Annotated in this window: 8 protein-coding genes; 1 reads left to right on the forward strand and 7 read right to left on the reverse strand. The window is 41.0% G+C overall.

Features of this window, described 5'->3' with window-relative positions; translation table 11 throughout:
• Nucleotides 1–4 precede the first annotated feature (4 nt).
• The 7 genes from H5088_RS10490 to H5088_RS10520 form a co-directional block, all read right to left on the reverse strand.
• Complete coding sequence (locus H5088_RS10490; protein ID WP_182752819.1) at nucleotides 5–1,096, reverse strand: hypothetical protein; 1,092 nt, start codon at nucleotides 1,094–1,096, stop codon at nucleotides 5–7.
• 61 nt (nucleotides 1,097–1,157) lie between these two features.
• Nucleotides 1,158–4,178, reverse strand: coding sequence for a hypothetical protein (locus tag H5088_RS10495; RefSeq protein ID WP_182752820.1), 3,021 nt, complete (start codon nucleotides 4,176–4,178; stop codon nucleotides 1,158–1,160).
• Between the two features lie 501 nt (nucleotides 4,179–4,679).
• The gene (prpF, locus tag H5088_RS10500; protein ID WP_182752821.1) at nucleotides 4,680–5,846 is read right to left on the reverse strand and encodes a 2-methylaconitate cis-trans isomerase PrpF; all 1,167 of its coding nucleotides are present in this window, start codon (nucleotides 5,844–5,846) and stop codon (nucleotides 4,680–4,682) included.
• Between the two features lie 11 nt (nucleotides 5,847–5,857).
• On the reverse strand, nucleotides 5,858–8,467 hold the full coding sequence (acnD, locus tag H5088_RS10505; protein WP_182752822.1) for a Fe/S-dependent 2-methylisocitrate dehydratase AcnD: 2,610 nt from the start codon (nucleotides 8,465–8,467) through the stop codon (nucleotides 5,858–5,860).
• Nucleotides 8,468–8,596: 129 nt separating this feature from the next.
• On the reverse strand, nucleotides 8,597–9,721 hold the full coding sequence (gene prpC / locus H5088_RS10510) for a 2-methylcitrate synthase (protein ID WP_182752823.1): 1,125 nt from the start codon (nucleotides 9,719–9,721) through the stop codon (nucleotides 8,597–8,599).
• 42 nt (nucleotides 9,722–9,763) lie between these two features.
• Nucleotides 9,764–10,642: a methylisocitrate lyase gene (gene prpB, locus H5088_RS10515; protein ID WP_002962361.1), complete on the reverse strand. Its 879-nt coding sequence runs from the start codon at nucleotides 10,640–10,642 to the stop codon at nucleotides 9,764–9,766.
• Nucleotides 10,643–10,886: 244 nt separating this feature from the next.
• Nucleotides 10,887–11,573: a GntR family transcriptional regulator gene (locus H5088_RS10520; RefSeq protein ID WP_182752824.1), complete on the reverse strand. Its 687-nt coding sequence runs from the start codon at nucleotides 11,571–11,573 to the stop codon at nucleotides 10,887–10,889.
• 265 nt (nucleotides 11,574–11,838) lie between these two features.
• Between H5088_RS10520 and rsmF the strand changes: the two genes are divergently transcribed.
• Nucleotides 11,839–13,290: a 16S rRNA (cytosine(1407)-C(5))-methyltransferase RsmF gene (gene rsmF, locus H5088_RS10525; protein WP_182752825.1), complete on the forward strand. Its 1,452-nt coding sequence runs from the start codon at nucleotides 11,839–11,841 to the stop codon at nucleotides 13,288–13,290.
• Nucleotides 13,291–13,327 lie beyond the last annotated feature (37 nt).

The raw sequence follows: 13,327 nt of genomic DNA on the forward strand, positions 1-13,327 counted from the left end.
TTCCTTAAAACTTAATGTTCACGTACCAATTCACATTCGCATAATAGGCTTTATCTAAATCTAAGCTATCTGTTTGTAAATTAAGACCAAAATATTCACTTTCTATACCAACCAAAAACGCTTCACTTTTTGTTTCGTAGCCTGCTTGTACTTTCCAATGATCCCAAAAGTGAATGCGGCCTTTTAATTGGCTAAACGTGTCTTTATCGTAACGTTTTAAAGTTAGTTGGGTTGAAAAACGCTCGTTTATTCTGTAATCGGCAAATGCTTGTAGTCGCATTTCCATCTCAAAATCATGCGATTCGGTATTTCCAAATGCAGACGTTTTTAATGATACTGTTGGCTGGGTAGTAATGTCGCCGTTGTCATTTTCACTAAATGGAACTTCTGTAGTTTGGCCTTTAACAAAGCCACTATCGTCGTAATCTGTTTTATAGAGTAAATCTTTTACACTAAAACCAAGTTGTAGTTCATCATTTACTTGCCAATCAGCAAAAATATCTAGGCTATAGCCTAGGCCTTCAGGTTTCTGGTCTGGTGTGAATTTTTTAAATAAAATATCTTTTGAAAAATTGTAATCAACAGTTACAGCACCTTCAACTTCATCGCTATAAATTTCGCCATTTACAGTAGCATCTTGAAAATGCGTACTCGAAAAAACGGATAATTTAGGTGTAATTGTTAATGAATTTTTATCTAAAAACTTAAAATCGTAAGATACGAATACACCATTAGACGTTGCTTGTTCAGCATCGAGGTAATAGGTATAAAATCTATCTTCAAACTCTAAGTCATTCTTTTCGGTATGAGTATATTTAGCTGTATCAGGATCAAAGTTAAGAACATAGTCATAACGACTTTGTAAACCTACCTTAAAATTACCGTAGCCAACACCCACTTCAAAAATATTATAGGTAAATGCACTGTCACCCGATTTTAATGGTGCATCAAAATCATCTACAAAGGCTTGTACTGGTTGTGCTTCAGTATAAATTTCTGCGTCAAAATGAGTAAATATCTGAAATTGGTTATCTGCGGAAGCAAGAGGAGAAATAAGAGCTGTTGAAAATCCTAACAAGAGAATTTTTTTTTTCATAATAAAATCGCTTTCTATAAAAAAAGGGAAAAGCGATGCTTTCCCCTTTTATAGTTTTAAATTACTTAGATGAATCAATTAAATCAACATCAGTGTAAGACACTACATCACCATCAATGTAAGTGATAGATACACCGTTAGTAACTTTAGAAGCAGTACCAAATGACATCATTTCGCCATTGTACATAGCTTTAACATCACCAGTGTAACCTGTAGATTCCATACCAGTTAGAGATAATGTGTAGCCCATTGCTGTGTCACCTTTAACCATAACTTCTAATGTACTTTCATCTTCATCACCACTGCTGTCAACCATACCCATTACTTTAAAGTCTAAGTCGCCAGACATACCTTCAAGTGTAACTGTACCCATGTCAGTAGCATCATCAGCAGTTAAATTTAACATGCCTACAAAACCAGACTCACCGTCCATAATTTCAACGTGATTCCAAGTTTCAGTGTTGACGATTTCTGCATCATCAACTGTGTCAGCATCTACTTCACCATCAAAGGTGAAAATTAAACATGAATCTATTTGAGTAGGATCTGTAATTGTACCGGCAGCAAACTGTTCACACTCTTCTAGAGCTGCAGTACGACTTTCGCCTGTAACAAGTTTAATAGATACACCTTCATCTCCCATTAATGTAGCGCCCCAAGCAACAACAAGTTTGTCTCCTTGGTAAGAAGCAGAAGCACTGATCATTTCACCGGTGCTTTCATTCTCTAATGCCAAGGTTAAGGCATCTAAATCATAGTTATATGACCAATCAGGCTGACGTGTTGAGCTGCCATCTCCTGAGTTCCCCATACCACCAAGCTCATCGATAACGTCAACTAGGATATCGGCTGCATAAATAACCGATTGACCACCTGTATTAGTAAGTACAGTCATTGCTGAAAGCGATTCAGAGGTAGCTTTGACTGAAGCTGTAGCAACGACTAGTTGAGCTTCTTCTTGTAGATTTAACGCCGTTAATAGTTGTTCATTTGCAAGCTCTGCTTGTACAGCTGCTTCACTCGCCATTATTTCAGCTTGTTCAAGAAGCGTTTCTGCTTCAAGCTCTTCATCAGACTCAGCAACAGAAGCATCTAGGTAATCTTGTGCGGCCTTAATAGATTGTTGAACTGCAAGTTCTAGTACATCAACCGCAGCAGAAAACTCAGAAGCTGCATTTATTGCTGCTTCTACTTTTATCTCTACATCCATAGCAGCAGAATTAACCGCAGACTGAGCGGCTGCCAATGCACTAGTAGATGCAGCTTCTGAAGTGTTTGCAGCTGTTTTCTTTTCGTCAGCAATATCAGCTGTGTTTAAAGCGATTTCTTTAGCAGCTTCGACTTCAATTTCGTATTCAGTGATAATAGATTCTGCATCGATTACTAACTGTGCAAGAGCGGAATCATAAGTTTCTACTTTATTCACCTCTATTAAAGCTAATTCCTCAAGGGTAGCTGCTGTACTAAGTATACTCTGATAATCAGAATTTTGAGATACCAGTAAAGTTGCAGTGTTAACATAGCCTTGAGCTTTCACATGTAGGGTATCTATTGAAGCCGCTAAATTAGAAGCTTCTGCTTCATTTTTTAGCGCAGCTACAGCAGCAACAAATTCAATTGCTGTCTCCAGGTCTGTAACCGTACTAGCAAGCTCTTCAACGTCAACAAGTGTTGCTTCAGCCGACTCTACAGATGCTTGTAGAGATGTAAGTTCTACAGAAGATGCGTCAATTTGAGCTGATAGTTCTACCGCAAGTTCAGCAAAAAAATCGCCCTCAATTACACACTCATCGTCAGAACAACCAAGCTTTTCTAAAGCTGCTTGAACAACTATTGCTAATTTAGCTAGCTCCTCATCTGTAACTGCACCATTTTTAACTGCCTGATCTTTCGCTGCTTTAGCTTTACTTGCAATACCAGCAGAGTTTTGTGCAAATTCAGCAATCTCATCAGCAGTTGCATCTGGATTATTTGCTAAAAAAGCTGCTTCTAATGCGTTTTTAATTGCAACTTCATCACCAGTTGCAATTGCCGTAAATACACTCGCAGTGCTCGAAACTGCAATTTGCAACGTTTTAGCAATATCAGTCGTGCTTAATGTACCGGATGCGATACCTGCTTTAATACTAGCCATCGCATCAGTAATTGATGGTAAACCTTGTATTGATGAAGATAGCTGTGCAATCATCAATACACCTTGAGAAAGGCTTTCTTCACCGTCTACTTCACTTAAATCTACGGCTCCACCATTAGATAAGTCACCAATAAGTGCTGACAATAAAATAACTGCGTCAGGCCCCATTATTTGAACAATAGTATTTAGGCTGGTTGCTGCAATAGAATCAGCATCAATATCACCCTCGGCTTCAAGCAGAGCTTGAGCGACTAACGTAGTTAAAAAAGTTACATTAGCTCTAAACGAACGTGCTACATTAGCGTCGCCTGCAGAACCACTCGCTCCTGATGGATCAGCTTCAACAACTGGAATGAATTTAACAACTGAAAGCTCTAGGTCTGCTTTATACCATTCGCCAAATTCAATGTTCATGTCGCCATCATTAACGTTATCTTCTTCTGGCGCTGTGTCGTAAGTACCACAACCAACATATGCATCACATCTTAAGAAGCTATCGTCGCCTTCTTCTGAAGTAGTTACTGTAATATATACAGGTCCAGAAAAATTATCTTCCAAGTAAATGCTGTAACGACCACTGTCATTAGTAATTAGCGCATCAGGGTTACCTGCAAGCTTGCTTGCTTCAACGGCTGCGTCGGCGGCATCTTGTGATGTTGCTTCACCCGTAAATGTTTCAGCTTCAGCAGAAGCTTCTAATCTAAATGCAACAGGCACGCTTTCACCTGTTGCGTTTAATGTCATTACACTAACAACTGCACCTTTCATAGCTCCTTTAACAGCTTTACCTGTTACTTCTACATTGAACTGCGCATCATCTGATGAGGTAACAGACTCAACTGGTGGCACATAGACATTTCCATCATTGTCTGAGCCACATGCTGTTAAGCCTAATGTAAGTGCAACTGAAGCTGCGATAGGTGTAAATTTGATCGTACGCTTTAACATTTATTTCTCCTTGATAGCCTAGAATGAGTATCATAAATTAGTTTAGTTGATAGTGATTTATGTAAGCTTTTACATTTAAAAAGCACCAAAAAAGTACACAATCATAACTTTTGTTACTAGAACATTAAAAATACCATTAAGCTATATAGTTATGCTACATATTTATACGTTTTATAGAAGTATTTATCTTTATTCTATGAGCTACTTCTTTATCAGCATCTCTATTATTCAATAACCTATAGACACTCATAAAGAACCAGCACATATTGATACAATATATTCACTTTATTAAATGAATATTACATATAATCTAGTTTGTTAATTATATTCTTCAAGTAAATGCGGTGGATGAGAGCGAAAAAAGACGATAATTCGAAAAATTAATGAAAAAGGATTATTTATAACGAGTGTGAGTAGGTTTTACTTTAGCTAAGCAAACGTTTATAAAATTTGTTTGCTTAACTAAAATAAATGTTTAGTTGCGCTTAACTTCACCATTGATTAGTAAGGGACTCTTACAATCCCTTCCATTAATACACGTGCACTTCGGCTCATACTTGCTTTGGTAACTAGCCAGTTACCTGCAGTATTTTTAGCCTCAGCACCTACTTTTAGGGTGCCCGACGGATGACCAAAGTTAACTTCACTCAATGCGCCGCCACCAGCAGCTATATTTACGAGTGTGCCTTCAATTGCTGCAGCAGTGCCAATAGCAACCGCAGCTGTGCCCATCATGGCATGGTGCAGTTTACCCATCGACATAGCGCGTACTAACAAGTTGATATTTGCAGCTTCAATAAGCTTTCCGCTAGATGCTTTGTAATCTAAAGGCGATGCAACAAACGCAACCTTTGGCGTATGTTGGCGAACTTGCGCTTCACTAATGTTAGTGATTAAGCCCATTTTAACAGCGCCATAAGCACGAATGGTTTCGAGCTTTTCAAGCGCTGCAATATCGTTATTTATATCGTCTTGCAGCTCTGTGCCGGTATAACCAATATCAGTGGCGTTAATAAATACAGTAGGAATACCTGCATTTATCATCGTGGCTTTTAAAGTACCAACACCTGGAACCTCTAAGTCATCAACTACGTTACCTGTTGGAAATAACGCGCCATCGCCATCAGCGGGGGCCATAAATTCAAGTTTTACTTCAGCTGCAGCAAAAGTAACACCATCGAGCTCAAAGTCGCCGGTTTCTTGTACTTCGCCATTGGTCATAGGGACATGCACTAATATGCTTTTTTTAATATTAGCCTGCCACACACGCACAATAGCAACACCGTTATTAGGTAATCTGCTTTTATCGACCAAACCATTACTAATGGCAAAAGCACCCACTGCTGACGTTAAGTTGCCACAGTTACCGCTCCAATCCACAAAAGGTTTATCTATCGCCACTTGACCAAACAAGTAATCAACATCGTAGTCAGTTTGCTCACTTTTACTTAAGATTACGGTTTTACTGGTACTTGATGTAGCGCCGCCCATGCCATCCGTTTGTTTGCCGTACGGATCTGGGCTGCCAATAACACGCAGTAATAAATTATCGCGCGCCTCGCCTGCTACTTGAGCAGGCTTTGGCAAATCAGTTAAATTAAAAAACACACCTTTACTGGTGCCGCCACGCATATAGGTTGCAGGCACTTTAATTTGCGGTTTAAACATAGTGTTTGCCCTTATGCAGATTGCGTTGCTTCTAAAAAGTCTTGAGCAAAGCGTTGTAACACACCACCAGCCGCGTAAATAGAAAGCTCTTCTTGGGTATCGATACGGCACTTCATAGGCACAGTAAGCACTTCACCGTCTTTACGGGTAATGCTTAAATTCACTGTGGCGCCTGGTTTTAAATCACCCGTTACATCGTACGTTTCACTGCCATCCAGCTTTAGAGTTTTACGCGTTGTGCCTGCTTTAAACTCAAGCGGTAAAACCCCCATACCAATTAAGTTAGTACGGTGAATACGCTCAAAGCCCTCTGCTGCTATTACTTCAACGCCTGCAAGTCTTACGCCTTTTGCAGCCCAATCGCGCGACGAACCTTGCCCGTAATCTGCACCGGCTACAATAATAAGCGGTTGTTTACGCTCCATGTAAGCTTCGATTGCTTCCCACATACGGGTATTAGTACCTTGTGGCTCTAATCGTGCGTACGAACCTTGCTTAACTTCGCCGTTTTCGTCAAGTACCATTTCGTTTAGCAGCTTTGGATTGGCAAAGGTTGCACGCTGCGCTGTTAAATGATCGCCCCGATGCGTTGCGTACGAGTTATAGTCTTCCTCTGGGACGTTCATTTTGGTCAGGTATTCGCCAGCAGCACTACTTGCCATAATTGCGTTTGATGGCGATAAATGATCCGTTGTAATGTTATCGCCAAGTACTGCAAGCGCGCGCATACCGGTCATAGTGCGCTCACCCGCAAGTGCACCTTCCCAATAAGGAGGGCGACGTATGTAGGTGCTTTCTGGGCGCCAGTCGTAAAGTGGGTCGTTATCTTCACCGTAATCTACAGTTAAATTAAACATAGGCTCGTATACTTTTCTAAATTGCTCAGGCTTAACACTTTGCTTAATTACTGCATCAATCTCCTCATCAGATGGCCATAAATCTTTAAGCGTAATATCGTTGCCTTGTTGATCTTGCCCAAGTATTCCTTTTTCAATATCAAAGCGAATAGTACCTGCAATGGCATACGCAACAACTAAAGGAGGTGACGCTAAAAATGCTTGCTTAGCATAAGGGTGAATTCGTCCATCAAAGTTACGATTGCCCGAAAGCACCGCGGTAGTGTATAAATCGCGATCGATCACTTCTTTTTGAATAACAGGGTCAAGGGCACCGCTCATACCGTTACACGTTGTACACGCAAAACCAACAATACCAAAGCCAAGTTGCTCAAGCTCTGTTAGTAAGTTTGCATCTTCAAGGTATGATTGCACTGCTTTTGAGCCTGGTGCTAATGAAGTTTTAACCCAAGGTTTGCGCATTAAACCCTTAGCATTTGCATTACGGGCAAGGAGTGCTGCAGCAATTACATTGCGTGGATTACTGGTATTGGTACAACTAGTAATAGCGGCAATAATACATGCGCCGTCTGGCATTAAGCCTTCTTTATTTTCAACAACACCCGAAATACCTTCTTTGGCTAAATCGCTTGTCGATACACGGCGGTGTGGATTAGATGGACCCGCAATATTGCGCCCCACGCTTGATAAATCAAACTTAAGTACACGTTCGTATTTTGCGGTTTTTAAGCTATCGCTCCAAAGGCCTGCTGTTTTTGCGTAGTTTTCTACAAGGGCAATTTGTTCTTCTTCACGCCCTGTTAAACGCAAATAATCTATTGTTTTATCGTCGATATAAAACATGGCTGCAGTTGCGCCAAATTCAGGTGTCATGTTTGAAATGGTTGCTCTGTCGCCAAGTGTAAGCGCGTCTGCACCTTCACCGTAAAACTCTAAATAAGTAGATACAACACGTTGCTCACGTAAAAATTCAGTAATAGCCAGCACAATATCGGTTGCGGTAATACCTGGTTGGCGCTTGCCTGTTAGCTCAACACCTACGATATCGGGTAAACGAATATAAGAAGCACGACCAAGCATTACGCTTTCAGCTTCAAGCCCGCCTACGCCCACAGCAATAACGCCCAGCGCATCAACATGTGGCGTGTGGCTGTCGGTACCTACTAGTGTATCGGGGAATGCAATGCCATCTCGGTTTTGAATAACCGGCGACATTTTTTCAAGATTAATTTGATGCATAATGCCGTTACCCGGTGGAATAACGTCAATATTTTTAAACGCAGTTTTAGTCCAGTTTATAAAGTGAAAACGGTCATCATTTCGTCTGTCTTCAATCGCGCGGTTTTTTTCAAATGCGTCAGGATCAAAACCGGCATGCTCTACCGCTAGTGAATGATCCACTATTAACTGTGTGGGTACCACTGGGTTCACTTTTGCCGGGTCGCCGCCTTTTGCTGCAATTGCATCACGAAGCCCAGCTAAATCAACAAGTGCTGTTTGCCCTAAAATATCGTGGCAGACCACGCGCGCCGGATACCACGGAAAATCTAAATCTTGCTTTCGCTCAATTAGCTGGTTAAGTGCATCGGTTAACATGGCAGGATCGCATCGGCGTACTAGGTTTTCGGCAAATACACGCGATGTATAAGGTAGTGTGGCGTATGCACCTGGCTTAATTGCATCTACGGCTTCTTGCGTATCGTAATAGTCGATATTTGAGCCCGGTAAAGGTTTACGGTATTGGGTATTATTAATTATGGTCATGGTAAGGGGTCGCTAATTTGGTGACGGTGTTTGCTCACAGCTAGCGTGTTTAATAAAAAGTTTGAGAAAAACTACTCGCTAATGGCTATGTGCAATAAAAAAGTGAGCACATGCGTGCTCACCCATTTTTTAACGTGACTCTATTGGTGTGTAACTGCGTGCATCAGGCCCTGTGTAATCGGCACTTGGGCGAATAATACGGTTGTTAGCGCGCTGCTCTTTTACATGGGCAGTCCAGCCCGTAACACGGCTCATTACAAATATTGGCGTAAATAATTTAGTTGGAATATCCATAAAGTGATAAGCAGATGCATGGAAAAAATCGGCATTACAAAACAGTTTTTTCTCGCGCCACATAATTTCTTCACAACGAACAGACACAGGGTAAAGTACGGTATCGCCCACCTCTGCCGCTAGTTTTTCAGACCACTTTTTAATAATTACATTACGCGGATCAGACTCGCGATAAATAGCATGACCAAAGCCCATTATTTTGTCTTTACGTTCGAGCATGCCCATAATTTCTTTCTCAGCATGTTCAGCGCTTGTAAAACCTTGAATCATATCCATAGCCGCTTCGTTGGCGCCGCCATGTAATGGCCCACGTAACGTACCAATTGCACCTGTTACACAAGAGTGAATATCAGAAAGCGTTGATGCACACACACGTCCCGTAAAGGTAGAAGCGTTAAACTCGTGCTCTGCGTATAAAATTAGTGATACGTTCATCACTTGTGCAAATAACTCACTAGGTGCTTTGTCGTGTAACAGCGTTAAAAAATGTGCGCCAACAGAGTTGTCATCTGTTTGTGTTTCAATGCGTACGCCGTCGTGTGTAAAGCGGTACCAGTAACAAATAATACTTGGGAACACAGCAACCATACGGTCGATTGCATCATTGGCTTCGCTAAAATCATTTTCCATTTCAAGGTTACCCAACATTGAGCAGCCCGTGCGCATTACATCCATTGGATGCGCGTCTTTAGGAATATTTTCAAGCACGGTTTTAAGTGCATCTGGTAAGCCGCGTAAACTTTTAAGTTTAGCTTTATATTCTGCCAATTCGCTTGTGGTTGGTAACTCACCGCGTGAAAGTAAAAAAGACACTTCTTCAAACTGCGCTTTTTCGGCAAGTTCGCTAATATCATAACCACAATACGTTAAACCAGAACCACTTTGTCCAACAGTACACAATGCTGTTTGACCAGCCACTTGTCCGCGTAAACCCGCGCCGCCTAATGCTTTATCTACCATGATCTTCTCCTATCTTAAATTTGTGTGTGATTTTAATAATTATTATTTGTCAGATTTTGATGAAAAAAGTGTGTCGAGTGTGTTCTCGTACGTGTGGTAATCTAAAAAGTCGTAAAGCTCAGAACGCGTTTGCATATTTTCGATTTGGCTTTGTTGCGAGCCTTCATTCAAAATTGCTGAATACACGTTTAATGCCGCTTTGTTCATCGCTCTAAATGCACTTAGTGGGTAAAGCACCATTTCAACGCCTACATCGCTTAACTGCTCTTTTGTGTAAATTGGTGTTTGGCCAAACTCAGTAATGTTTGCCAAAATTGGAACGTTAATCGCTTTTGCAAATGCTTGGTAATCAGCAAGGTCGTGTACGGCTTCTGCAAAAATAGCGTCAGCACCTGCTTCAACACAGGCAGCTGCACGGTCTATCGCGGCGTTTAGACCTTCTTTTTGAAATGCATCGGTACGAGCCATAATATAAAAATCGCTATCGGTTTTTGCATCCACCGCCGCTTTAATGCGGTCAACCATTTCACCTTGGCTTACAATTTCTTTATTAGGGCGATGACCACAGCGTTTTTGCGCTACTTGGTCTTCTATATGAAAACCCGCCGCACCCGCTTTAGTCATTTCTTTTACTGTGCGTGCAATGTTAAACGCCCCACCCCAACCGGTATCGGCATCAACAAGTAGTGGTAAATCGCTAGCACCAGTAATACGGCGAATATCTTCAAGCACGTTATCAAGGCTCGTCATACCTAAGTCAGGCATACCAAACGAGGCGTTTGCAACACCGGCACCTGAGAGGTAAATAGCTTGGTGACCCATTTTTTCAGCCATCATCGCTGTGTAGGCGTTAATAGTACCTACCACTTGTAACGGGCGGTTATTGGCAATAGCGTGTTTAAATTTTAATCCTGCTGACATTACTTTCTCCTCACTTTGAACGGTTGCTACGTGGAGTAACTTATAGTTTTAATATGTAATTGTGACTGTTTAACTGCTCTACTTAACTTTTAGAAGCTCATACCAATCATTATGGGTATGAGGTCTATTTAACGATAAGAAAATCGTTCTGTAACTAGGCAATAATTTTTATGTTTAGTGGTTCTAAATAAAAAATTTTTAACGACGTTACGGAGCGATTTAATCCGTTAAATTGTTCGAATACTCATATTGATTGGTATAAATCAAATTTGGTTTGAATATTTGCTTGCGATGCACTGATATGGCGCTTCATGAGCATTTCGGCCAGTTCACCGTCGTGGTTTTCAATGGCGTTAATAATCGCTAAATGCTCATCAAACGCTTTTGATACACGCGGCCCCACCATGCCCATTTGTACACGGTACATGCGTATTAATTGATAGAGCTCATTACACAGTAAATGAATTAAATGCGCGTTTTTACTGCCTTGAATAATACGGTAATGAAAATCTAAATCGCCGGCTTCTTGATAATAAGATTCGCCCTCTTTAACACGTTGTGTTTGTAGGTGCTGATTAAGTAATTGCTTTAAGCCTTTTACTTCTTCGGGTTCCATATTGTCGGCAGCAAGCCTACATGCTAAGCCTTCAAGTGAGCTGCGAACTTGGTACACTTCAATCAAGCGCTCAGCGGTAAGAGCAACTACTCGGCAACCTACGTTAGCTTTACGCTCAACAAGGTAGCAACTTTCTAGGCGATTTAACGCCTCTCTAAGCGTTGCACGGCTTACACCATAACGTTTGGCAAGCTCAGGCTCTGATATTTTACTGCCTTGAACTATGCTTCCTTCAACAATCTCACGGCGCATATCTACAAATACTTGATCTGATGCGGTAGTTATAGGCGCTTCGTTTATAAATGTGTGTGTCATAAGTTATTTTTTAGATTGTCGACAATTAATGTGGTTACTATGGGCTTATTAAAAAATCATGTCAACCCTTAAACCTATCAAAACGGCTAAAAAACACACTCATTGTCGACACTATTAATCTAAAGTCGTATAAAATACGCTTTAAAATGGACTAAAACAATGAAGTGTCGACAGGGCAATAAATCAGATGTTACGTCTTTAAGCGCTGAAAATGCATTATATAAATGCTATTATCGCGCTTTATTTTTATAGTATGAGCTAACGCGTGAACGCCAACACTTTTATCCCTGAGCACTTTATTGATGACGTAAAAACCTATTTACCAGCGCATCTAAACTTAGATGACTTTTTAAATGCGTGTCGCAAGCCGCTCAGAAAATCTATCCGCGTTAATACATTAAAAATTAGCATTGAAGAATTTGTAAAACGTGCAACTGAAAAAAATTGGCTGCTAACCCCCATCCCTTGGTGCAATGAAGGCTTTTGGTTAGAACGCCCCGAAGATGAAGAGCAGAACCTAGCCCTAGGTAATACCGACTTACACCTAAGTGGTGCGATGTACGTACAAGAGGCAAGCTCAATGCTGCCGCCTATCGCATTAAAGCAAAGTATTAACCTCGCAGACTCTCAAAATAATTTCGTGCTTGATATGGCATCAGCACCGGGTTCTAAAACATCGCAACTTGCAGCACTTATGGATAACCAAGGCGTGCTTGTTGCAAACGAGCTTTCGTCATCGCGCCTAAAAGTACTTAGCGCAACGCTCAAACGCATGGGAGTAGGCAACTGTGCGCTCTCGCATTTTGATGGCGTTATATTTGGCAACTACATGTTTGAATGCTTTGATAGCATATTACTAGACGCGCCATGCTCTGGCGAAGGCACGGTACGTAAAGACGCCGACGCACTAAAAAATTGGTCCATAGAATCAAACATACAAATAGCCCAGGTACAAAAAGACTTAATTAAAAGCGCATTTTACGCATTAAAGCCAGGTGGCACGTTAGTGTATTCAACCTGTACACTTACTCCGCTCGAAAACCAGCAAGTATGCGATTATTTACTCAGTGAATTTGGCGACTATATAGCGCCTGAGTCACTAAGTGATTTATTTGAAGGTGCAAGCAAAGCCACCACCAGTGAAGGTTATTTGCATGTATGGCCGCAAACATTCGACAGCGAAGGCTTTTTTATTGCTAAATTTAAAAAGCACGCAAGTTGCAATAACCCAAATCAAACAGTTAAAAAAGGCGCGTTTCCGTTTAACGAGTTTGATAAAAAGCAAAGCGTCGCGTTTATGCAATCGCTTAAAAAGCATTTTGGGTTAACTAACCTGCCTGGCAGCCTAATGCAGCGTGACAAAGAACTGTGGTTATTTCCTGAGGGGTTTGAAGCCGTGCAAAATAAAATTAAGTACGCACGCTTAGGTATTCAAATTGGCATTATTCATAAAAACGGCGTAAGACTAACGCACGAGTTTGCAACCGTGTTTGGCAATGAGTGTAAAACCAATATATTTGCTTTAAATAACGAGCAAGCAAATGATTATTTTCAAGGTAAAGATATACGCTTAGCTGAGGCAACTCAAACAATAGGTGAAGTAGTATTAAAGCTGTGTGGTTGCCCTATTGGGCTGGGCAAATGGCAAAAAAATAAGATTAAAAACTCATTACCACGAGATCTAGTGCAAAATACGCAGTTAATAAGCTGGGGTTAAACTAAAGTACAAATTACGCATAATTAATCTAATCCTT

It is taken from the genome of Pseudoalteromonas sp. SR43-3 (assembly GCF_014163875.1).
In the GTDB taxonomy this organism is placed as follows: domain Bacteria; phylum Pseudomonadota; class Gammaproteobacteria; order Enterobacterales; family Alteromonadaceae; genus Pseudoalteromonas; species Pseudoalteromonas distincta.